The following is a 20,599-nucleotide window of genomic DNA, read 5'->3' as shown; positions in this document are numbered from 1 at the left end:
GAGAGCGCCATGACTGCGCACAACAACCGATCGGCGCGCACGCGCCTGTTTGCCTTGAGCCTTTGCTTCTGCGCCGTGCTCGCGGCCTGCAAGGAAGACAACAAGCCGACGCCGGCGGCGGCCTCGCCATCGCCGTCCGCATCGGGCAAGACCCAGCCCGCCAAGGACCCGGCCCGCGTGCAGGCCGCGGCCCGCACCACCTACAGCCAGGGCTACAACCGGCTCATCGACGACAACCGCAGCGTGGGTGCCAAGTACAAGAGCTACGTGCAGATGAACGTGAACGGCAAGTCGCCAAGCGGGAACTCGTTCTATGGCAGCCCTTCCGATGTGCAGTCCATCGTGGACGACCTGAAGAAGGCACGCGCCGACGGCTCGGGCGACGCGGCGCTCGACGCGGCCGTCGACGGCGTCGTGGCCACGGGCGAGAAGCTCGTCGCCGTCTGGACGCCGATGGACCCGTACTACCGGTCCAAGAGCTTTCTCGAAGACAAGTGGGTCAAGGGCCGCGCGGCCGACGCCGACATGAACGCCGCCTTCAAGGGCCTGCTGGCCAGCATCGACAAACTGGGCAGCGAGCTGGACCGCGTGCAGGAGGCGTCGCGCACCGAACGCATGGCCAAGCTCAAGGCCGAGGGCGACATGCTCAACTACCACACGCTGGCCTCGATGGCGATGGCCAAGAAGTTCGTCAACGGTCTCGACCAGATCGACGGCCTGAAGAACAAGGACGCCGTCGCCAAGGTCGATGCGGCGGCCAGCGAGTTGCAGGCTTCGCTGGAAGAACTCTCCAAGGCGCTGGAAGAAGCCAAGGCCGCAGCCAAGGCCAAGGGGGAAGCAGGCAAGGCGCCCAACTACAACTACGAGTCGCTGCACGGCAGCCTGCTGAACATGATCGGCCAATGGCGCACGTTCAAGGACAGCAAGTTCCCGTCGACGTACAAGAACATCGTGAGCTACTACAACTCCGCCGTGGGTTCGTACAACCGCGGCTTCGGCCGCTGACCCCCGCCATGGGCACCGCGCGGGTTCTTTCGCGCGGCAGCGTCGCGGCCCTTGCGGTCGCGGCGCTTCTCGCGGCGGCAGGCTGTGGCAGCGCCCGCGAGACGCAGCAGATTCCCGTCACCGCGTTCCGCAACTACGGCGCGTCGCCGCTGCAGCACACCTTCTACATCGGCTCCGACGCGCGCTTCCACCGCTTCCAATGGTCCAACGGCAAGCAGGGCGGCACCTGGCTGATCGCGCGCGCCGAGATGGACATCGTCAACGAGAAATCAATCGACGACCCGCGCGCCGCCAGTGCCGGCTACTTCGTCAGCCGGCGTGACGACGGGCGGTGGATGGCGCACTGAGCCTGTCGCTCGCCCGAATCAGGGCACCACGTCCATGACCACCGGGTAGTAGATGTCATAGACAGGGCCTCCGTCCGGGGTGTAGCGGAACTGAACCTGTGCGCTGTAGCGTTCGGGCGGCAGACATGCACCCGACCCGATCGGCAGATAGCATGCGCGTTCATCCCCCAACCAACTTCGCCCCCGCATGACCCTCTCGACGAGAAACCTGAAGGCGCTTCCAGACATTCCGACGTTGAAGCGACTGACCCAGTCTCTTGCAATGCTCGACGCCATGCTCTCGCCGGAGTGGGAGTACCGGTACTACGCGTTCAACGCCGCGTGGTCGGATGAGGCGGCGATGGCATCGATGCGCAATGGTTCGGGCGATCATTGGTTTGCCATCTTCTGCCAGGCCGGCGTCGCGCTCCACGGGCTTGCGCACGAGGCTCCGGCATTCCGGCCGGGGACGCCATGGCCCGGAATCTTCGAACGGCTGCCGGCGGAGTTCCGCACCAACCTGCTGGAAGAGCCGGCGTTCACAACCAGCGACAGCACCTTCTGTCTCTGGCGCCTGAGCAATGAAGAACGCTGGACTTGCGGACCGGTCGAGCTTCCGCCGGGGGAGGATCCGGATGGCTCCGCCGAGTTGCTTGGCATCCTCGCCGGCCGGCCCGAGCAGTACGTCGAATTCGCGGCTGACTACTACGAACGCGACCTCGACCTGGGCGATGTCGAGGCGATCTATCGGCACCAACCGCTCAGCGACGCGCTCGTCCGGCGATTCAATCCTGACCTCGACATGGCGTCGCTCGGAAATGACATCGCCGAGATCGGGTATCCCCGGCAGGTGGACTGACAGGGCCGCGCCATCGGCGAGAGCCTCGGCTGTTTGAATGGCCCCGGCTCCCTTGCTGGAGCTCGCCGAGACATTCGACGCGACGCATCAGGCGGGCCTCACCCTCTGCGTTGCCGGCGTTTTTACGCTTTCTTTACGCCCCCCCACTCACTCTTTCCCCCGGTTTTACGCACGCCTGCCGAGACTCGTTTCATCTTGTTTGCAGGAGTGATGAATGGACATCGTCTGGATGGGCGCCTTGCTGGCGCTGTGGGTCGTGGTGGCGGCCATGGTCGTCGGGCTGAACCGGCTCGAAGGGCCGCAAAAGCCGCACGCGGGCGTTGATGCAACGCGCACGCCGGGGGATGCATCGTGATCGGCCTCGAAGTCCTGTACGGCTTCGGCGCGCTGGTCGCCGTGGTCCTGTTCGCGTACCTGGTGTTCGCGCTGATCTGCGCCGAGGAGTTCTGACATGGAAACCTCGGCCTGGGTCTTGCTGACCCTTTTTCTCGGCGCGCTGCTGGTGCTGGCCTGGCCGCTGGGCAAGCTGCTGGCCGCGCTGTGCGCCGAGCGCGTGCCGCGCTGGATGCAGCGCGTCGAAGCACCGCTGTACCGGCTCGCGGGCACGCAGCCCGAGCAGTCGATGCACTGGCTGCGCTACGCGCTGGCGCTGCTGGCGTTCAACGCCATCGGCGCGATCTTTCTCTATGCCCTGCAGCGCCTGCAGGGCGGGCTGCCGTTCAACCCGGCCGGCATGGGCGCGGTGTCGCCCGACTCGGCCTTCAACACGGCGGTGAGCTTCGTCGCCAACACCAACTGGCAGGGTTACGGTGGCGAGTCGACCATGAGCTATCTCACGCAGATGCTCGGCCTGGCGGTACAGAACTTCCTGTCCGCCGCCACCGGCATCGCGGTCGCCTTCGCCTTGGTGCGCGGCTTTGCGCGCCGGGGTGACGGCAAGGGCCTGGTCGGCAACTTCTGGGCTGACGTGACGCGCGTCACGCTGTGGGTGCTGCTGCCGATCTCGTTCGTGCTCGCGCTGTGCCTGGCGGGGCAGGGCGTGATCCAGAACTTCGACGCCTACAAGAGCGTGCAGACGATCGAGGCCACGGCCTTCCAGCAACCGAAGAACGGCCCCGACGGCCAGCCGCTGAAGGACGACAAGGGCGCCCCCGTGATGGAAGACGCCACCACCCAAACGCAGACGCTCGCCATGGGCCCGGTCGCTTCGCAGGAAGCGATCAAGATGCTCGGCACCAACGGTGGCGGCTTCTTCAACGCCAACTCGGCGCATCCGTATGAGAACCCGACCGCGTTCAGCAACCTGCTGGAGATGCTGGCGATCTTCCTGATCCCGGCGGCGCTGTGCTTCGCCTTCGGCCGCGTGGTCGGCGACCTGCGCCAGGGCTGGGCCGTGCTCGCGGCGATGACGGTGCTGTTCGTGGTGGCGGTGCTGGCCGTCACGCCCGCCGAGCAGGCCGGCAACCCGCTGCTGGGCCCGCTGGGCGTGGACCAGGTGGCCAGCGCGCTGCAAAGCGGCGGCAACATGGAAGGCAAGGAAGTGCGCTTCGGCATCGATGCCTCGGCCCTCTTCGCCGCCGTGACCACCGCCGCCTCGTGCGGCGCGGTGAACGCCATGCACGACTCGCTCACGCCCATCGGCGGCATGGTCCCCATGGTGCTGATGCAGCTGGGCGAGGTCGTCTTCGGCGGCGTCGGCAGCGGCCTGTACGGCATGCTGGTGTTCGCCATGCTCGCGGTGTTCATCGCGGGCCTGATGATCGGGCGCACGCCCGAGTACCTCGGCAAGAAGATCGAGGTGCGCGAGATGAAGCTGATCTCCATCGCCATCCTGGTCACGCCGGTGCTGGTGCTGGCGGGCACGGCGCTGGCGGTGAGCGCGGGTGCGGGCAAGGTCGGCATCGCGAACCCCGGCGCGCACGGCTTCTCGGAAGTGCTGTATGCGCTGACCTCGGCCGCCAACAACAACGGCAGCGCCTTCGCGGGCCTGTCGGCCAACACACCGTTCTACAACGGCCTGCTCGGCCTGGCGATGTGGCTCGGACGCTTCGCGATGATCGTGCCGGTCCTCGCCATTGCCGGCGCGCTGGCCGCCAAGAAGCGCCTGCCCGTCACCAGCGGCACGCTGCCCACGCACGGCCCGCTGTTCGTCTTCCTGCTGATCGGCACCGTGCTGCTGGTCGGCTTGCTCAACTACGTGCCGGCGCTGGCCCTGGGCCCGATCGTCGAACACCTCGTGCTCTGGAAATAAGAAGGAGCGCACCATGACTGCCAAAACCAAAACTTCCCTCTCGCTGTTCGACGCAGCGCTGGTCAAGCCCGCGCTGTGGGGCGCCTTCGCCAAGCTGAACCCGCGCACCCAGTGGCGCAACCCGGTGATGTTCATCGTCTACATCGGGAGCATCCTCACGACGCTGCTCTGGGTGCATGCGCTGAGCTTCCCGGGCGACACCGGCATGCAACCCGCCTTCGTGCTGGCCGTGACCATCTGGCTGTGGTTCACCGTGTTGTTCGCCAACTTCGCCGAAGCGCTGGCCGAAGGCCGCAGCAAGGCGCAGGCGGCCTCGCTGCGCGGCCTGCGCAAGGACACCTGGGCCAAGAAGTTGAAGGACCAGCAGCAGCCGCACCACGGCGCGCCGTGGCTGCCCGAGCAGGCGCCCAACCTGCGCAAGGGCGACGTCGTGCTGGTCGAAGCCGGCGACGTGATCCCGCTCGACGGTGAAGTCATCGAAGGCGTGGCCTCGGTCGACGAAAGCGCCATCACCGGCGAATCGGCGCCCGTGGTGCGCGAATCGGGCGGCGACTTCTCGGCCGTCACCGGCGGCACCCGCGTGCTGTCCGACTGGCTGGTGGTGCGCATCTCGGTGAACCCCGGCGAGTCCTTCCTGGACCGCATGATCGGCATGGTCGAGGCGGCCAAGCGTCACAAGACGCCGAACGAGATCGCGCTGACCATCCTGCTGGTCGCGCTGACGATCGTGTTCCTCATGGTCACCGTCACGCTGCTGCCGTTCTCGGTGTTCAGCGTCGAGGCGGCGGGCGCGGGCACCGTGGTGTCGCTCACCGCACTGGTCGCGCTGCTCGTGTGCCTGATCCCGACCACCATCGGCGGCCTGCTGTCGGCCGTGGGCGTGGCCGGCATGAGCCGCATGATGCAGGCCAACGTGATCGCCACCTCGGGCCGCGCGGTGGAAGCCGCCGGCGACGTCGACGTGCTGCTGCTGGACAAGACCGGCACCATCACGCACGGCAACCGCCAGGCCAGCGCCTTCCTGCCCGCGCCCGGCGTGCCCAAGGGCCGCCTCGCACGCGCCGCCATGCTGGCCTCGCTGGCCGACGAGACGCCCGAGGGCCGCAGCATCGTCGAACTCGCGCGCCGCGACGGCCTCGAAGCGGCGTCGGTCGACGGCGCGCGCTTCGTGCCCTTCACCGCGCAGACCCGCATGAGCGGCGTCGACCTGCCGGCCGCGCCGAACAGCCTGGACGTCGACGCCATCGTGCTGCGCAAGGGCGCGGTCGACGCGGTGCGCCGCCATGTCGAATCGCTGGGCGGCAGCGTGCCGGCCGAGATGCTGCGCGCCGCCGAAGAAACGGCACGCCGCGGCAGCACGCCGCTGGCCGTGGCCGAAGGCAACCGCGTGCTCGGCGTGGTCGAGCTCAAGGACATCGTCAAGACCGGCATCCGCGACCGCTTTGCCGAGCTGCGCCGCATGGGCATCAAGACCGTGATGATCACCGGCGACAACAAGCTCACGGCCGCCGCCATCGCGGCCGAGGCTGGCGTGGACGACTTCCTGGCCGAGGCCACCCCCGAAGACAAGCTCGCGCTGATCCGCAAGTACCAGGCCGAAGGCCGGCTGGTCGCGATGACCGGCGACGGCACCAACGACGCCCCCGCGCTCGCGCAGGCCGACGTGGCCGTGGCCATGGGCAGCGGCACGCAGGCCGCGAAGGAGGCCGGCAACATGGTCGACCTCGACTCCAACCCGACCAAGTTGCTCGAGGTGGTGGAAACCGGCAAGGCGCTGCTCATGACGCGCGGCTCGCTCACCACCTTCTCGATCGCGAACGACGTGGCGAAGTACTTCGCGATCATTCCGGCGATCTTCGTGTCGACCTACCCGCAGCTGGGTGCGCTCAACGTGATGCGCCTGGCCAGCCCGTCGTCGGCCATTTTGTCGGCGGTGATCTTCAACGCGCTCGTCATCGTGTTCCTGATTCCGCTGGCGCTCAAGGGCGTGCGCTACCGGCCGGTGGGCGCCGCCGCACTGCTGCGCCGCAACCTCGCCATCTACGGCCTGGGCGGGTTGCTCGTTCCCTTCATCGGCATCAAGTTGATCGACTGGCTGCTGGTTGCAGTCCATCTGGTCTGAGGAGTTCTTCATCATGAAAAACAACAACGGCAGCATCGTCCGCCCCGCGCTCGTGCTCTTCGCATTGCTGAGCGCATTCACCGGCCTGCTCTACCCGGCGGCCGTCACCGGCGCCGCGCAGGCGCTGTTCCCCGCGCAGGCGGCGGGCAGCCTGGTGATGCGCGACGGCAAGCCCGTCGGCTCCGCGCTCATCGGCCAGAACTTCAGCGACCCGAAGCACTTCTGGGGCCGCCCGTCGGCCACCGCACCGCAGCCCTACAACGCGAGCGCCTCGGGCGGTTCCAACCAGGGCCCGCTGAACCCCGCGCTGGCCGATGCCGTGAAGGCACGCGTCGAGGCGCTGCGCGCGGCCGACCCGGGCAACACCGCGCCGGTGCCGGTGGACCTCGTCACGGCGTCGGCCAGCGGGCTCGACCCCGACATCAGCCCCGCCGCCGCGCACTACCAGGCCGCCCGCGTGGCGCGCGAACGCGGCGTGCCGATCGATCAGGTGAACGCGTTGATCGCGAAGAACACCCAGTCGCCGCTGTGGGGCGTGCTGGGCGAATCGCGCGTCAACGTGCTGGCGCTGAACCTGGCGCTCGATGCTTCTTCGACGGTGCGTTGAGGAGAAAACAACCATGGCCTATGCCGCCTACCGTGAACATCCTGTCGCCGTCGTGCGAAGTCCGATCGCGCCGCGCACGACGCAGTTCCACGTGCTCGACGTCACCGTCTGCTGCGCCGACGCGCTGCGCGTGCGCCGCAGCATCGCCGCCTGCGCCGAGGCCGGCGTGGTGCGCTGCGAGCCGCTGCTGCATGCCTGCAGCTCGCAGGAAAGCGACGCGCCCTGCGTGCGCCTGATGATCCGTTTTCCGACCGCGCGCTACGCCGAGGTGCTGCACCGCCTCATCGAGTGCGTGCCTTCGGGCGAGATCGGCCGGCTCATGAGCTGGCGCGATCACCTCGCGCGCTGCGGCCTGCGCCATGGTCACTGACCTGCTGCACGCGCTGCTGGCCATGGCGGCGCTGTTCGTGCCGCTGGGCTTCGCCTGGTGGGTGCTGTCGCGCACCGCGCGCCGACACTCACGGCGGCGCAAGAACGGACCGCCAATGCGCTAATCTGCGCGCTCCCATGCCCGAGACCCGCCCCGACCCCGACGCCCTGCTCGCGCAACTGCGCAGCGACGAGGCGCGCGCGCTGCGCGGCAAGCTGCGCATCTACTTCGGCGCCAGCGCCGGCGTGGGCAAGACCTGGGCCATGCTCAGCGCCGCCCGGCGCGAGCGCGAGGCCGGGCGCGACGTGCTCATCGGCGTGGTCGAAACGCACGGCCGCAGCGAGACCGCCGCGCTGCTCGCGGGGCTCGACACGCTGCCGCTGCGCGAGGTGCCCTACCGGGGCCGCACGCTCGCGGAGTTCGACCTCGACGCCGCGCTGGCGCGCAAGCCCGCCGTGCTGCTGGTCGACGAACTGGCCCACACGAACGCGCCCGGCTCGCGCCACGCCAAGCGCTGGCAGGACGTGCAGGAGCTGCTGGCCGCCGGCATCGAGGTGTGGTCGGCGCTCAACGTGCAGCACCTGGAAAGCCTCAACGGCACCGTCGGCGCCATCACCGGCGTGCGCGTGCACGAGACCGTGCCCGACACCGTGCTCGACGAGGCCGACGAGGTGGTGCTGGTCGACGTCACGCCCGACGAGCTCACGGCGCGGCTCGCGGCCGGCAAGGTCTACCTGCCGCAGCAGGCCGAGCGCGCCGCGCAGAACTTCTTCCGCAAGGGCAACCTGATCGCGCTGCGCGAGATCGCCCTGCGCCGCACCGCCGAGCATGTAGAGGACGACGTGCGCGGCTGGCGCGTCGAGCAGTCGGGCCCCGGCGGCAACGGGCAGGGCGGCGCGGCGCTGCAGGCCTGGAACACCTCGGGTGCGATCCTCGCCTGCGTCGGCCCGCACGAGGGCGCGGCGCAGACCGTGCGCACCGCCGCGCGGCTCGCGGGCCAGCTCAACGTGCGCTGGCATGCCGCGTACGTCGAGACGCCACGGCTGCAGCGCCTCGATGCCGCGCAGCGCGACCGCATCCTCGCCGTGCTCAAGCTGGCCGAAGAACTGGGCGCGGCCACGGCCGTGCTCACCGGTGCGGATGTGGCGGAGCAACTGTCCGAGCAGGCGCGGCGCCTGAACTGCGCGACGCTGGTCATCGGGCGCGCGGAGCCCGTGCGCGATTGGCGGCGCTGGTGGGGCGCGTCGGCCGTGCCGCTGGCCCGCGCGCTGGCGCAGCGGGCACCGGCGCTCGACATCCTCGAAGTGGGCCGCGCCGACAGCGCGCGCCGCCTGTCGCAAGCGACGCTGGTCGCCACGCAGGCCGACGACGACGATGAGCGCGCGCAGTCGCGCTGGCCCGGCTACGCCTGGGCCGCGGCCACCAGCATCGCGCTCACGCTGCTGTGCACGCCGCTCACGGGCGTGCTGGAGCTGTCCAACATCGTCATGCTGTTCCTGCTCGGCGTGGTGGGTGTGGCGATGCGCTTCGGGCGCGGGCCTTCGGCGCTGGCGGCGATGCTCAACGTGGCGGCCTTCGACTACTTCTTCGTCGCGCCACGCCTGTCCTTCGCGGTCAGCGACGTGCAGTACCTGCTGACCTTCGCCGTGATGCTCGGCGTGGGCCTGCTGGTGGGCCAGCTCACGGCCGGGCTGCGCTTCGCGGCCGGCGTGTCGACCAGCCGCGAGCGCCGCGCGCGTTCGCTGTTCGAGCTCACGCGCGAACTCTCGGCCGCGCTCGAAAGCACCCAGGTCGTCGCGCTCGGCGCCGCCGCCGTGCAGGCCCATTTCGGCGGCCATGCGCGCGTGCTGGTCACCGACGCAGCCGACCAGCTCGTGCCCCCCGCCGACCCGCCGCCCGGTTTCGACGCGCAGGTGGCCGACTGGGCCTTCCGCCACGGCCAGCCCGCCGGCCTGGCCACCGCCACGCTCGCCGCGCAGCCCTGGCACTACGTGCCGCTGCGCGCACCCATGCGCGTGCGCGGCGTGCTCGCGCTGTGCCCGGCCCGCCCGCGCTGGCTGCTCATTCCCGAGCAGGCGCAGCAGCTGGACACGCTGGCGCGACAGATCGCCATCGCGCTGGAGCGCGTGCACTACGTCGAAGTCGCGCAGCGCGCCGTGGTCGAGATGGAATCGGAGCGCCTGCGCAACGCGCTGCTCGGCGCCATTTCGCACGACGTGCGCACGCCGCTCACCGCGCTCATCGCGCTGGCCGAGTCGCTGCAGACCCTGCCGCCCGAAGAACACGGCGAGGCCGCGCGCGCCATCGTCGCGCAGGCCCATGCGCTGCATGCGCTGGTCAGCAACCTGCTCGACATGGCGCGCCTCGAAAGCGGCGTGGCCGGCGGCGCGGTCAACCTGCGGCGCGACTGGCAGTCGGTCGAAGAGGTGGTGGGCGCCGCCATTCGCGCCGCCCGCCCCGCGCTGCGCGGCATGACCGTGCAGACCGCGTGGGACCCTGAGCTGCCGCTGGTCGAGTTCGACGCCGTGCTCATCGAGCGCGTGCTCGTCAACCTGCTGGAGAACGCCGCCAAGTACGGCGCCGCGCCCATCGAGGTCGGCGCGCGCGCCGAGCCTGCCGCGCTGGTGCTCACCGTGCGCGACCACGGCCCCGGCCTCCCCGCAGCGCTGCACGGCCGTGAGCAGACCCTGTTCGACAAGTTCACGCGCGGCGAGGCCGAATCCGCCACGCCCGGCGTCGGCCTCGGCCTGGCCATCTGCCGCGCCGTGGTGAGCGCGCACGGCGGCGAGATCAGCGCGGCGAATGCGCGCGACGGCGGTGCAGAATTCACCGTCACCTTGCCGCGCCGCGAGCCACCCGAACCCGCTGAAGCCCAGCTCTGAAACCAGTCATGCCATCCCCCACCGCCATCGTGATCGAAGACGAGCCGCAGATCCGCCGCTTCGTGCGCGGCGCGCTCGAGGCCGAAGGCTGGCAGGTGCACGAGGCCGGCACGCTGCGCGACGGCCTGGCCGCCGCCGGCACGCGGCAACCCGACCTGCTGGTGCTTGATTTGGGCCTGCCCGACGGCGACGGCGTGTCGCTGATCCGCGATGTGCGCGGCTGGTCGCAGGTGCCGATCATCGTGCTCTCGGCCCGCACCGACGAAGCCGACAAGATCGCCGCGCTCGACGCCGGCGCCGACGACTACCTCACCAAGCCCTTCGGCACCGGCGAACTGCTCGCCCGCGTGCGCGCCAACCTGCGCCGACCGCGCGCCGCCGGTGGCAACGGCGACGAACCGGCCGCCGAGGCCGTGTTCCGCTTCGGCGAGATCGAACTGGACCGCGCCGCACGCATCGTGCGCCGCGCCGGCGCCGAGGTGCACCTCACGCCGACCGAGTACCGGCTGCTGTCGGTGCTGGTGGCCAACGCCGGCCGGGTGCTGACACAGCGGCAGCTGTTGCGCGAGGTGTGGGGCCCGTCGCACACGGACCAGAGCCACTACCTGCGCATCTACATGGGGCATCTGCGGCAGAAGCTGGAGGCCGATCCGGCGCAGCCGAAGCATCTGTTGACGGAGACGGCGGTGGGGTACCGGCTGGTCGTCTAGTCAGCGTTTCAAGCCGAGCAGTTCGCGCGCCACGACCCAGCGGTGCACTTCGCTCGGACCTTCGTAGATCCGCATCAGGCGCGCCTCGTTGGCCATCTGATGCAGTGGCATTTCCTTGGTCATGCCCATGGCGCCGAACATCTGCATCGCGTGGTCGATCACTTTCCCCGCCATCTCGGTGGCGAACACCTTGACCATGGAGACCTGGCTGCGCGCCTCGTCGCCACGATCGATGCGCGCGGCTGCTTCGTAGGTCATGAGTCGACAGGCGTGAATGCGCGTGGCCGCGTCGGCAATCCACCATTGCACCGTCTGGCGTTCGGCGAGCGAGGCGCCGAAGGTGCTGCGCTGCGGTGCGTACTCGCACATCATGTCGAGCGCGCGCTGGGCGCGGCCGACGCACCATGCGGCCATCTGCAGGCGCCGGCTCGACAGGCGCGCCTGCATCGGCGCGAACCCCTGGCCTTCCTGGCCGAGCAGGCGTGCATGCGGTACGCGACAGTCTTCGAGCAGCACCTCGTAGGTCGAGACGCCGCCGATCATGGGGATGCGACGCTCGACGCGAAAGCCCGGGGTGTTGCGGTCGACGATGAACGCCGAGATGGCTGGGCGCCCCACCTTGGTCTTGTCCGTGACGGCCATGACGATGGTCCAGTCCGCGCGCGCGGCGCGACTGATCCAGATCTTGCGGCCATTGAGAACCCAGTCGTCGCCGTCGCGCACGGCGCGCGTCGACATGGCCGAAGGGTCGGCGCCCGCGCCGGGCTCCGAAATGGCGATGGCCGAAACCGTCTCTCCGCGTGCGTAAGGGGCCAGGTAGGCGGCGCGCTGCGCGTCGTTGGCGGCGGTCAGCAGCATCCGCAGGTTGGGCGAGTCGGGGGGCAGCTCGTAGGGCGTGATGGTCTTGCCGAATTCCTCGTTCACCCCGACCATCGCCACCACCGGCAGGTCGAGGCCCTCCATTTCGGCGGGCGCATCGAGGCCCCACAGGCCACGAGCCTTCGACACGGTGTCCAGCCGCGCGTGCTCATCGGCCGAGAGCTCCCAGGGTTCGCCAGCGGCCTCCCGTTGCAGCAGGGCCGGTTCCAGCGGCAGCAGGTCTTCGCGCACGAAGCTGGCGACGAGCTCCTTGAGCGTCTGGTGTTCGGGGTCGAGTTCGAAATTCATTCAGGTACTCCGTCGTTGTCTGTGCAAAGCTGATCGAGTGGTCGCTCAGCGACCGGTGAAGCGCGGCGTGCGGCGCTCGGCCATGGCCTTGACGCCTTCACGGAAGTCATCGCTCAGGAATTGCACCTGTTGCTCGGCCAGCTCCCGTTGGTTGATTGCGCGCACGTCCTGCGCGCAGCCGGCGCGCAAGGTGGCGCGCGTGCTCTGGACCGCGAGCGGCGCCGACTCGGCGATCTCCTGGGCGAGCGCCTGCGCGCGGGCCAGCACCTCGTCGGCCGTCACCAGTTCGTCGACCAGGCCGATGGCCAGCGCTTCGCTGCCGTCGATGCGGCGGCCTGTGTAGAACAGCATCGAGGCCTGCTGCATGCCGATCAGGCGAGGTAATGTGTGGCTCAGACCGAAGCCGGGGTGAAAGCCCAGCCGGTTGAAGTTGACGCTGAACCGCGCTTCGGGGCAGGTCACGCGAAAGTCAGCCACCAGCGCAAGCCCGACGCCCGCGCCCACCGCCGCGCCTTGCACCGCCGCGACCAACGGCTTTCGAGCGTCGAAGAGCCGCATGGCATGGGTGTAGAAGTCGGCGGGGTCGACGGCCTGGCCGCCCGAGGGAACGCCCGAGAAGTCGGCGCCGGCACAGAACGACTTGCCTTCGGCCGCGAGCACGATGGCGCGGCAGCCCGCATCGTCGTCGAGTGCGGCCAGGCGGTCGGCCAGGTCGCGCATTGTGCCGGCATCGACAAAGTTGTGCGGGCCGCGCTGCAGGGTCAGCGTGACGACATGGGCCTCGCGGCTTTGGGAAATGGAGGGCGAATCGGTCATTGGAGTTCGATCCTTGCGGCCGCCGCGATGCGCTTCCAGACGGCGATCTGTTCGCGCTGGAAGTCGCGCAGCTCGTCCTGGCCGCCTTTCATCGTGATCACGTTCTGCTTGGCGTAGAACTCTCGCGTCTCGGGCATGGCGAGGATCTTCACGAACATGTCCGACAGCTTGTCGACCACCGGCTTCGGCGTGTTGGCCGCCACGGCGACGCCCGTCCACGTGTCGGCGCTGAAGCCGCCGATGCCCTGTTCCTGCGCGGTGGGCACATCGGGCAGGCCGGCAAGGCGCTGGTCGGCCGCAATGGCGAGTGCGCGGATCTTGCCGCCGCGCAGCAACTCCATGGTGGCGGTGATGTCGGAAAAGCCCAGATCGGTCTGCCCGGAGAGGGTGGCGTTGACTGCATCGGGCGCGCCCTTGTAGGGCACGTTGAGCAGCTGGATGCCGGCCTTGTCGGCGAACAGTTCGCCCATGAGCTGGTAGGCGGCCGACCCCGATGCATAGGTGCGCTGCCCGGGCTTGGCGCGCGCCGCATCGATCAGGTCCTTGAGTGTCTTGTAGGGCGAGTTGGCCGGCACGATGAGCACGATGGGCGAGCGCATGAGCGTCGAGACCGGGGCCAGGTCCTTCACCGGGTCGTACGGCAGTTGCTTGAACAGCGCCACGTTGGTGGCCAGCGTCGAGTTGCTGCCCATCAGCAGGGTGTAGCCGTCGGCAGGCGCGGAGGTCACGGCCTTCACGGCGATGAAACCGTTGGCGCCCGCGCGGTTCTCGACGATCACCGGCTGTCCTGCCAGCTCGCCCAGCTTTCGCGCGAAGAAGCGTGCGCCGACGTCGGTGCCGGAGCCGGGCGGAAAAGGCACGACGAAATGGATCGGCTTGGACGGATAGGTCGCGGCGGCCTGTTGTGGCTGGGCCTGTGCGAACGGTGCCGCGGCGGATGCCAGCGCGGCCGTGAACGCCGCGGCGCGCAGCATCTTCGACAAAGGGTTCATGAACGTGTCTCCTGTGGTGGAGGCCGGATTCTATGAAGTTACTTGTTGATCGACAAGCAAGTTGATAAGATGACCCTCACCACATCAGCAGAGAACCTTCATGGAAAAACGGCCCCCCACGGCACCAGCGGCGAGCGGACCGCTCAAGGGCGTTCGCGTGCTCGACCTGACCTCGGTCGTGCTCGGACCCGTTGCCACGCAGATCCTGGGCGACTATGGCGCCGACGTCATCAAGGTCGAGCCGATCGAAGGCGATCTGATGCGCGCCAACGGTGTGTCGCGCCACGCCGGCATGAGTTCGATCTTCCTGGCCATCAATCGCAACAAGCGCTCCCTGGCGGTCGACCTCAAGAGCGCCGAAGGCCGGAAGATCCTGCTCGAACTCGCGGCGGACGCCGATGTCTTCGTGCACAACATGCGCGTTCCCGCCATCGAACGCCTGGGCCTGGGCTACGACGCGCTGCGTGCGGTACGTCCCGACATCGTCTACTGCGCGGCCACCGGCTTCGGCCAGGACGGACCGGACCATGCCAAGCCGGCGTTCGACGACATCATTCAGGCCGCCAGCGGTGTCGCGGGGCTGATGTGGCAGTCCACGGGAACGGCCGACTACGTGCCCACGCTGATGGCCGACAAAACCACCGGCATCGTGGTCGTCAATGCGGTGCTCGCGGCACTGTTCCATCGCGAGCGCACCGGAAACGGCCAGTACGTCGAAGTGCCCATGCTCGAGACGATGGTCGAGTTCACCATGGTGGAGCACATGGGCGGGCTCGCCTTCGATCCGCCGACCGCACCCGCGGGCTATGGGCGCGTGGTGAGCGGCGGGCGCAAGCCGGCACCGACGTCGGACGGCTACATCGCCATGCTGCCGTACAGCCCGCAGCAGTGGCTCGCGCTGTTCCGCCGCGTGGGACGGGAAGACCTGGCGGGTGCATACGATCTGTCGGACCGGCACAAGCTCAACGCGAGCGTTCGCGAGCTCTATCGCGAGCTCCACAGCCTGACACCGACGCGCAGCACCGCCGAGTGGGTCGCGATCTGCGAAGAACTCGACATTCCCGCCACGCAGATCTGGCGCATCGACGACCTGCCCGAGCACCCGCACCTGAAAGCGGTCGGCATGTTCCAGCCGATGGACCATCCCTCGGAAGGCGCCCTGCGGACCACGCGGCCGGCCACGCTGTTTGGCGCGACGCCGGCGCAGATCCGCAGCGGTGCGCCACTGCTCGGGCAGCACTCGAACGAGATCCTCGGGGAGCTGGGCTATGCCGGCGACCGGATCGACCGGTTGCTCAGCGCCGGCGTGGTGAAGGATGCCGCATCGCGTCGTTAGACTTCGGGCCCATGAGGACCGCCGCCAAATCGCCGAACACCACGCTCCCTCGCCGAACGCAGATGGAGCGCCGCGCAGCCGCTGAGGCACGCCTGCTCGAAGCGGCCCGCGAGATCGTGTCGCGCAAGGGGTGGGTCGGGATGACGCTCGCCGAAGTGGGTGAGGCGGCCGGCTACAGCCGGGGCCTGGCGGCGCATCATTTCGGAAGCAAGCCTGCGCTGCTGCGTGCGCTGGCTGCCTACATCAACCAGAACTTCATGCACGAGCTCGAGCGCAGCCCTCCGGCCGACGAGGGCATGGCATCGTTGCTTTCCTTCGTGGACGTGTACCTGGGGCGCGCCGATGGCGGATGGACCAACACCCGCGCCTTGCTGGTGCTGATGGCCGAGGCCACCACCGACGATTCCGAAACCGGCGAAAGCCTGGGGCGCTACAACCAGAGCGTGATCGACTTCCTGGCGTTGCACTTCCGGGCCGCCATCGCGGCAGGCGAAATGCGAAAGGGCGTCGATCCCGCCACGGCTGCCGTCATCGTGCTGGGGGCGCTGCGTGGCGTGATGCTGCAGGCGCTGTTGAAAGAATCGACGGTCGATTTGCGCGCGGTGCAAAAAGAGCTGTCGACGATGATTGTTCAAAGCTTCGCGCAAGACCCCGACGCATGGCAGGGGCCCCGCAGCCGCAATTCGCGGCCGAGGTGAGGCGCCACGCCGGCTGAATCGAGTCGAACGCCGGGTTGCGGGCCGGGCCGATGGTCTTGCGCCCAGGCAGGTGTCAGCCCGCCAGCCCCTTGTTCGGATTCAGCAGGAATTTCTCCCCCGTCGCCTGCTTCCCATACACCCCGATCGCATCCAGCTGCAGCGCCTCGACCAGCGACACCTCCCGCGTGTAGTGGCTGGCAAACGTCGTCTTCAGTTCCGCGATCACGCGCGAACGCAGCCGCTGCGTGCCTTCATCGCCCAGCTTCTGCAGGAACGGAAACAGCAGCCAGCCGCCCATGCCCCAGGCCATGCCGAAGTTGCGCACGAACTCGGTCGGGCTGCGGTCCAGGCCACCGTAGATGTAGACCTGCTTGTGCGTGGTCGAGCCGTAGCGGCTGTATTCCTTGGCCGTGCGGTTCAGTGCCGCCTCCATGCAGCCGAGGATCTGGCCGGCCAGCTTGCCGCCGCCCGTGGCGTCGAAGGCCAGTGTGGCGCCGGTGGCGACCAGCGCGTCGGTCAGCTGCTCGAGGAAGTCCGGCGAGCTGGCATTGCACACGTACTTCGCGCCGATGCCGCGCAGCAGCGCTTCCTGCTCGGGCTTGCGCACGATGTTGACGAGGTCGATGCCGTCCTTCTGGCAGATCTTGTTGAGCATCTGGCCCAGGTTGGACGCGGCCGCCGTGTGCACCAGCGCCTTGTGGCCTTCGCGCTTCATGGTCTCGACCATGCCCAGCGAGGTCAGCGGGTTCACGAAGCACGACGCGCCCTCGGCCGGCGTGGTGCCCGCCGGCAGCTCGAGGCACATCGCCACGGGCACCGCGCGGGACTGCGAGTACATCGCACCGCCGATGGCCGCCACGGTCTTGCCCAGCAGCGCCTGCGCGGCCGGCGACGAGCCTGCCTTGACCACCACGCCCGCACCTTCGTTGCCCACCGGCATCGACTGGCCGAGCCGCGCCGCCATCGAGGCGCGCGCGCGTTCAGGCACCGTGGCGGTGACGACGGGGCGATCGGCGGTGCCGGAGGCCACGGCGGTGCTCATGTCGGCGGCGCCGAAGAGCAGGCCCAGGTCCGACGGGTTCATCGGCGAGGCCTCGACGCGGATCACCACCTCGTGGGCCTGCGGTTCGGGGATCGGGTCGTCGTGCAGGGAGAGTTCGAGTTCGCCGTTGGAACGGACGAGGGAGCGCAGTTGGAGTGCCATGGGAAAGCCCCTGTGAAAGGTCGTTCGGAGATGGCCATCGGCCACGGGGCGGCCAGTATAGGAGCGGGTGCGCGCGCCTGCTGGCGCCTTCAAGACACCATGGGGATCACCGGGGCATGGGCCAGCGCATGGCGCATCCGCAGCGGATCGAGCCGCTCGATGTAGCGCGGGATGTTGCGCCACAGCGTGTGGTACCCATAGCCGCCGCGCAGCATCTCCTGACGCGCGCTGTCCTTGTCCCAGTCCTGCACGGCCATGCGGTAGACGGCCGCCACCACGCCCGTGCGGTCGGCGCCGTGCATGCAGTGGATGAGCACCGGCCCTTGCTTTTCGGCCTCGCGCATCGCGACCAGCGCGCGCAGCACCTTGGCGTCGTCGATCGACCAGGTGTTGATCGGCACGCGCACCAGCCGGATGCCGCTGCCGGCAAACACCTTCCGGTCGTCGTTGAAGGAGCGCAGGCTCACGACGGTGCGGATGCCCAGCGACTGCAGCGCCGCCACGTTGGCGCGCCGCGGCTGCGCGCTGCGGTACAGCGTGGGCGTGATGCGGTGCAGGTTCTCGACCTGCAGGGCGTCGAGCGGATCGGCCCAGTGGCCGGGGCGCAGGTCGGCGGTGTCTTGCTTCATCGTGCGCGGCGCGGCCAGTGGCGACGCACCAGGATCAGCAGCGCCACCGCGAGCCCGCCCCAGTAGTCGACCGGCGCGCCCCACAGCCAGTGCTTGTGCCAGAAGGCCTTCACGGGATTGAAGTTCTCGAAGCCGAAGGCCGGGTTGATGAGAAACCACAGGAAGTCTTCGCAGACCCAGAACACGATCAGCCCCGCGAGCGCCAGCCCCCAGTCGCGCAGCGCCCAGCGTCCCTGAAAGGCCAGCGGCGAGAAGAACACCAGCATCATGAAGGTGAACACCCAGGCGTGGTACCCCGTCATCGCGCGGCCGCCCCAGAACAGGTCGAGCCAGATGTTGTTCTCGATGCGCCAGGTGGGCAGCGAGGTCGCCCAGCCGGCGCCGCCTTCGATCTGGATCTCGGCGTTGGCGAAGAAGAACGCCATCGTCACGACCCACGCGAGGTAGACCAGCGTGCGGCCGATGCCGGGCCGCGGCTCCACGGCTGCGCCGCTCATGCGCCCAGGCCCAGCACGCGCTGCAGCACCGCGCGCGCGGCCCGCGGCTTGCCCAGCGCGCGGCTGCGCGCGGCCATGGCCGCGAGCTTGGCGGGGTCGGCCATGAGGCGCGCCACCTTGTAGTCCAGGCCGATGGCGTCGTAGGCCAGCCAGGCGGCGCTTTCTTCCATGAGGAAGCCGGCGTTGTGTTCTTCCTGCCCCGGAATCGGCGAGATCAGCAGCATCGGCTTGCCCAGCGCCAGGCACTCGGACACCGTGAGGCCGCCGGGCTTGGTCACGACCAGGTCGGCCGCGGCCATCATCTTGTGCATCTCGTTCGTGAAGCCGACGGCCACCACGCGGCCCGGATGGCGCTGCGACAGCGCCTCCAGCCGTGCATGGGCCTCGGCGTTACGGCCGGCCACCGCGATGACCTGGAAGGGCGTGTCGCCGCCCAGCGCCAGCACGCGCTCCACCATGCTCGGCAGGTCGCCCACGCCGGCACCGCCCGACGCCATCAGCAGCACCGGGCGCGCAGGGTCCAGGCCCAGCGCACTCGCGCAGGCCGCGTGCGCGAGCTCGGGCGCATCGGGCTCGGAAAAAGCCGGCATCACTGGAATGCCCGTGACATGCACGCGCTCGGGCGGAATGCCGCGCGCGCGCAGCCGGAAGGCGACTTCTTCCGTGGCCGCGAGGTAGCCCGTCATGCCTGGCACCAGCCACATGTTGTGCAGGTCGTAGTCGGTGATCTGCAGCCACACGGGGCATTCGATGCGGCCCCGGTTGCGCTCGCGCATCAGCAGCTCGGCCGGCAGGAAGTGGGTGCAGATCACGGCGTCGGGCTTGGCGCGGCGGATCTCGCGCACCAGCGCCCCGGTGCTCAGGCGCTCGATGCCGCGGCGCAGCCGCTGCGAGGGCGCGTGGTGCGGCGTGACGTCGGTGCGCTGGTGCAGGTACGACCACAGCTCGGGCGCGCGGTTCACCAGCTGCAGGTACCAGTCGGTGTACACCTTGCGAAAGCCCGCCGGCACATGGGCCATGGCGTCGACATGCACTGCGGTGTGCGGTGCGAACGACCGGGCAAGGGTGGCTTCGAGCGCCTGGGCGGCGCGCACATGGCCGTTGCCGGCGCTCACACTGAGGATCAGGAGGTGGGTCATGCAGTAGGGGTGCCGGCGGCGTGCCGATTGGCGCGCATTATCGCCACGCATTGCGACACATCGGCCCCGGGCATGGCGCGGCGCCCGCCATCGGCGAAAATGTCACGGGACGCCCCGTCCCGCGGGCTGTGCATCGCCACCCGCCAGCCGCAACCATTGCTCCCATGACCGACACCGCTCCCGCCCCGATCCGCCTCAACAAACGCATGGCCGAACTCGGCCTGTGCTCGCGCCGCGAGGCGGACGACTGGATCGCGCAGGGCTGGGTGCGGGTCAACGGCAAGCCCGCCGAGATGGGCGTGAAGGTCACGCCCAACGACCGCATCGAGGTCGACAAGGCCGCCAAGGGGCAGCAGGCGAACCAGGTCACGATCCTCATCAACAAGCCCATCGGCTACGTGAGCGGGCAGGCCGAGGACGGCCACGAGCCGGCGGTCACGCTGTTCACGCCGCAGAACCGCTGGTCGGAAGACAACGCGCGCTTCTTCTTCGGCCCGCAGCAGCTGCGCGGCCTGGCGCCGTGCGGGCGGCTGGACATCGACTCCACCGGCCTGCTCGTGATGACGCAGGACGGCCGCATCGCGCGCCAGCTCATCGGCGAAGACTCGACGATGGACAAGGAATACCTGGTGCGCGTGGCCTACCACGGCCTGGACCAGCCCGCGCCCACCGGCCAGCTGGTGCGCCTGGACGACGACGACCCGGTCACCACCAACGTGCAGGCGGTGTTTCCGCCCGCCATGCTGGCCCGGCTGCGGCACGGCCTGAGCCTGGACGGCCAGGCGCTCAAGCCGGCGCGCGTCGAGTGGCAGAACCCCGAGCAGCTGCGCTTCGTGCTCACCGAAGGCAAGAAGCGCCAGATCCGCCGCATGTGCGAGCTGGTCGGCCTGAAGGTGGTGGGCCTGAAGCGCGTGCGCATCGGCAAGGTGATGCTCGGCAACCTGCCGGTGGGGCAGTGGCGCTACCTGGCGCCGCACGAGAAATTCTGA

At 69.2% G+C, this 20,599-nt stretch carries 22 protein-coding genes; 15 read left to right on the top strand and 7 right to left on the bottom strand.

The genetic code is table 11. The annotated features are described in order from the left end of the window. The first annotated feature begins 9 nt into the window (after positions 1-9). From AC1RGU_RS27705 to kdpE, 12 genes are all read left to right on the top strand, one after another. Complete coding sequence (locus AC1RGU_RS27705) at positions 10-1,005, top strand: DUF3829 domain-containing protein (RefSeq protein ID WP_492699441.1); 996 nt, start codon at positions 10-12, stop codon at positions 1,003-1,005. 8 nt (positions 1,006-1,013) lie between these two features. Continuing rightward, positions 1,014-1,352 (top strand): hypothetical protein, encoded by a 339-nt coding sequence (locus tag AC1RGU_RS27700; protein WP_489061167.1) that lies wholly within the window; start codon positions 1,014-1,016, stop codon positions 1,350-1,352. A gap of 187 nt (positions 1,353-1,539) precedes the next feature. Then, entirely contained in the window at positions 1,540-2,190 is a 651-nt protein-coding gene (locus AC1RGU_RS27695) for a hypothetical protein (protein WP_492699439.1), read from the top strand. Between the two features lie 214 nt (positions 2,191-2,404). Continuing rightward, a complete protein-coding gene (locus AC1RGU_RS27690) occupies positions 2,405-2,545 on the top strand; it encodes a hypothetical protein (RefSeq protein ID WP_167395072.1) in 141 nt (46 codons plus the stop codon). Next, the gene (kdpF, locus tag AC1RGU_RS27685; RefSeq protein ID WP_056576794.1) at positions 2,542-2,640 is read left to right on the top strand and encodes a K(+)-transporting ATPase subunit F; all 99 of its coding nucleotides are present in this window, start codon (positions 2,542-2,544) and stop codon (positions 2,638-2,640) included. Before AC1RGU_RS27690 ends, kdpF begins: the two co-directional genes overlap by 4 nt. A gap of 1 nt (position 2,641) precedes the next feature. Beyond that, positions 2,642-4,441, top strand: coding sequence for a potassium-transporting ATPase subunit KdpA (gene kdpA, locus AC1RGU_RS27680; RefSeq protein ID WP_492699437.1), 1,800 nt, complete (start codon positions 2,642-2,644; stop codon positions 4,439-4,441). Between the two features lie 13 nt (positions 4,442-4,454). Then, positions 4,455-6,563, top strand: a complete 2,109-nt coding sequence (gene kdpB / locus AC1RGU_RS27675; RefSeq protein WP_492699435.1) for a potassium-transporting ATPase subunit KdpB — start codon at positions 4,455-4,457, stop codon at positions 6,561-6,563. Between the two features lie 13 nt (positions 6,564-6,576). Then, on the top strand, positions 6,577-7,170 hold the full coding sequence (gene kdpC / locus AC1RGU_RS27670; RefSeq protein WP_159274790.1) for a potassium-transporting ATPase subunit KdpC: 594 nt from the start codon (positions 6,577-6,579) through the stop codon (positions 7,168-7,170). 13 nt (positions 7,171-7,183) lie between these two features. Beyond that, positions 7,184-7,540, top strand: a complete 357-nt coding sequence (locus AC1RGU_RS27665) for a hypothetical protein (RefSeq protein ID WP_062473825.1) — start codon at positions 7,184-7,186, stop codon at positions 7,538-7,540. Further along, a complete protein-coding gene (locus AC1RGU_RS27660) occupies positions 7,530-7,664 on the top strand; it encodes a hypothetical protein (protein ID WP_307581936.1) in 135 nt (44 codons plus the stop codon). Before AC1RGU_RS27665 ends, AC1RGU_RS27660 begins: the two co-directional genes overlap by 11 nt. Positions 7,665-7,677: 13 nt before the next feature. After that, entirely contained in the window at positions 7,678-10,422 is a 2,745-nt protein-coding gene (locus AC1RGU_RS27655) for a DUF4118 domain-containing protein (RefSeq protein ID WP_492699432.1), read from the top strand. Between the two features lie 8 nt (positions 10,423-10,430). Further along, the gene (kdpE, locus tag AC1RGU_RS27650) at positions 10,431-11,132 is read left to right on the top strand and encodes a two-component system response regulator KdpE (RefSeq protein WP_062480698.1); all 702 of its coding nucleotides are present in this window, start codon (positions 10,431-10,433) and stop codon (positions 11,130-11,132) included. Here the strand turns inward: kdpE and AC1RGU_RS27645 are convergent, their stop codons facing one another. From AC1RGU_RS27645 to AC1RGU_RS27635, 3 genes are read right to left on the bottom strand one after another with little or no spacing between them, the layout of a single operon-like run. Beyond that, the gene (locus AC1RGU_RS27645; protein ID WP_492699430.1) at positions 11,133-12,299 is read right to left on the bottom strand and encodes an acyl-CoA dehydrogenase family protein; all 1,167 of its coding nucleotides are present in this window, start codon (positions 12,297-12,299) and stop codon (positions 11,133-11,135) included. It abuts the gene before it with no gap. Positions 12,300-12,344: 45 nt separating this feature from the next. Next, positions 12,345-13,115, bottom strand: a complete 771-nt coding sequence (locus AC1RGU_RS27640; RefSeq protein WP_492699428.1) for an enoyl-CoA hydratase/isomerase family protein — start codon at positions 13,113-13,115, stop codon at positions 12,345-12,347. Next, positions 13,112-14,107: a Bug family tripartite tricarboxylate transporter substrate binding protein gene (locus tag AC1RGU_RS27635; protein WP_070063028.1), complete on the bottom strand. Its 996-nt coding sequence runs from the start codon at positions 14,105-14,107 to the stop codon at positions 13,112-13,114. Before AC1RGU_RS27635 ends, AC1RGU_RS27640 begins: the two co-directional genes overlap by 4 nt. A 100-nt stretch (positions 14,108-14,207) precedes the next feature. Between AC1RGU_RS27635 and AC1RGU_RS27630 the strand changes: the two genes are divergently transcribed. Together AC1RGU_RS27630 and AC1RGU_RS27625 are read left to right on the top strand one after the other, a co-directional pair. Continuing rightward, complete coding sequence (locus tag AC1RGU_RS27630) at positions 14,208-15,443, top strand: CaiB/BaiF CoA transferase family protein (RefSeq protein ID WP_492699426.1); 1,236 nt, start codon at positions 14,208-14,210, stop codon at positions 15,441-15,443. Positions 15,444-15,454: 11 nt separating this feature from the next. Further along, the gene (locus AC1RGU_RS27625; protein WP_070063030.1) at positions 15,455-16,141 is read left to right on the top strand and encodes a TetR/AcrR family transcriptional regulator; all 687 of its coding nucleotides are present in this window, start codon (positions 15,455-15,457) and stop codon (positions 16,139-16,141) included. 73 nt (positions 16,142-16,214) lie between these two features. Here the strand turns inward: AC1RGU_RS27625 and AC1RGU_RS27620 are convergent, their stop codons facing one another. From AC1RGU_RS27620 to AC1RGU_RS27605, 4 genes are all read right to left on the bottom strand, one after another. Continuing rightward, entirely contained in the window at positions 16,215-17,345 is a 1,131-nt protein-coding gene (locus tag AC1RGU_RS27620; protein WP_492699424.1) for a zinc-binding dehydrogenase, read from the bottom strand. Between the two features lie 89 nt (positions 17,346-17,434). After that, complete coding sequence (locus tag AC1RGU_RS27615) at positions 17,435-17,974, bottom strand: dual specificity protein phosphatase family protein (RefSeq protein ID WP_159274787.1); 540 nt, start codon at positions 17,972-17,974, stop codon at positions 17,435-17,437. After that, positions 17,971-18,471, bottom strand: coding sequence for a hypothetical protein (locus AC1RGU_RS27610; RefSeq protein WP_159274786.1), 501 nt, complete (start codon positions 18,469-18,471; stop codon positions 17,971-17,973). Before AC1RGU_RS27610 ends, AC1RGU_RS27615 begins: the two co-directional genes overlap by 4 nt. After that, entirely contained in the window at positions 18,468-19,610 is a 1,143-nt protein-coding gene (locus tag AC1RGU_RS27605; protein ID WP_492699421.1) for an MGDG synthase family glycosyltransferase, read from the bottom strand. The genes AC1RGU_RS27610 and AC1RGU_RS27605 overlap by 4 nt, the downstream gene beginning before the upstream one ends. A gap of 164 nt (positions 19,611-19,774) precedes the next feature. Between AC1RGU_RS27605 and AC1RGU_RS27600 the strand changes: the two genes are divergently transcribed. Further along, positions 19,775-20,599, top strand: coding sequence for a pseudouridine synthase (locus AC1RGU_RS27600; protein WP_159274784.1), 825 nt, complete (start codon positions 19,775-19,777; stop codon positions 20,597-20,599).

This window comes from Variovorax sp. GW823-FHT02B07, from assembly GCF_058797695.1.
Note: the sequence above shows the minus strand (reverse complement) of the source record. Positions and strands in the feature narration are given on the sequence as shown.

Excerpts from the sequence above, each read along its gene's own strand:
- AC1RGU_RS27665 (WP_062473825.1), top strand. The coding sequence starts at position 7,184 with ATGGCCTATGCCGCCTACCGTGAACATCCTGTCGCCGTCGTGCGAAGT.
- AC1RGU_RS27610 (WP_159274786.1), bottom strand. The coding sequence starts at position 18,471 with ATGAGCGGCGCAGCCGTGGAGCCGCGGCCCGGCATCGGCCGCACGCTG.
- AC1RGU_RS27615 (WP_159274787.1), bottom strand. The coding sequence starts at position 17,974 with ATGAAGCAAGACACCGCCGACCTGCGCCCCGGCCACTGGGCCGATCCG.
- AC1RGU_RS27645 (WP_492699430.1), bottom strand. The coding sequence starts at position 12,299 with ATGAATTTCGAACTCGACCCCGAACACCAGACGCTCAAGGAGCTCGTC.
- AC1RGU_RS27640 (WP_492699428.1), bottom strand. The coding sequence starts at position 13,115 with ATGACCGATTCGCCCTCCATTTCCCAAAGCCGCGAGGCCCATGTCGTC.
- AC1RGU_RS27660 (WP_307581936.1), top strand. The coding sequence starts at position 7,530 with ATGGTCACTGACCTGCTGCACGCGCTGCTGGCCATGGCGGCGCTGTTC.
- AC1RGU_RS27635 (WP_070063028.1), bottom strand. The coding sequence starts at position 14,107 with ATGAACCCTTTGTCGAAGATGCTGCGCGCCGCGGCGTTCACGGCCGCG.
- kdpC (WP_159274790.1), top strand. The coding sequence starts at position 6,577 with ATGAAAAACAACAACGGCAGCATCGTCCGCCCCGCGCTCGTGCTCTTC.
- AC1RGU_RS27690 (WP_167395072.1), top strand. The coding sequence starts at position 2,405 with ATGGACATCGTCTGGATGGGCGCCTTGCTGGCGCTGTGGGTCGTGGTG.
- AC1RGU_RS27705 (WP_492699441.1), top strand. The coding sequence starts at position 10 with ATGACTGCGCACAACAACCGATCGGCGCGCACGCGCCTGTTTGCCTTG.
- AC1RGU_RS27695 (WP_492699439.1), top strand. The coding sequence starts at position 1,540 with ATGACCCTCTCGACGAGAAACCTGAAGGCGCTTCCAGACATTCCGACG.
- kdpB (WP_492699435.1), top strand. The coding sequence starts at position 4,455 with ATGACTGCCAAAACCAAAACTTCCCTCTCGCTGTTCGACGCAGCGCTG.
- AC1RGU_RS27605 (WP_492699421.1), bottom strand. The coding sequence starts at position 19,610 with ATGACCCACCTCCTGATCCTCAGTGTGAGCGCCGGCAACGGCCATGTG.
- AC1RGU_RS27630 (WP_492699426.1), top strand. The coding sequence starts at position 14,208 with ATGGAAAAACGGCCCCCCACGGCACCAGCGGCGAGCGGACCGCTCAAG.
- AC1RGU_RS27600 (WP_159274784.1), top strand. The coding sequence starts at position 19,775 with ATGACCGACACCGCTCCCGCCCCGATCCGCCTCAACAAACGCATGGCC.
- AC1RGU_RS27625 (WP_070063030.1), top strand. The coding sequence starts at position 15,455 with ATGAGGACCGCCGCCAAATCGCCGAACACCACGCTCCCTCGCCGAACG.
- AC1RGU_RS27655 (WP_492699432.1), top strand. The coding sequence starts at position 7,678 with ATGCCCGAGACCCGCCCCGACCCCGACGCCCTGCTCGCGCAACTGCGC.
- AC1RGU_RS27700 (WP_489061167.1), top strand. The coding sequence starts at position 1,014 with ATGGGCACCGCGCGGGTTCTTTCGCGCGGCAGCGTCGCGGCCCTTGCG.
- kdpA (WP_492699437.1), top strand. The coding sequence starts at position 2,642 with ATGGAAACCTCGGCCTGGGTCTTGCTGACCCTTTTTCTCGGCGCGCTG.
- AC1RGU_RS27620 (WP_492699424.1), bottom strand. The coding sequence starts at position 17,345 with ATGGCACTCCAACTGCGCTCCCTCGTCCGTTCCAACGGCGAACTCGAA.
- kdpE (WP_062480698.1), top strand. The coding sequence starts at position 10,431 with ATGCCATCCCCCACCGCCATCGTGATCGAAGACGAGCCGCAGATCCGC.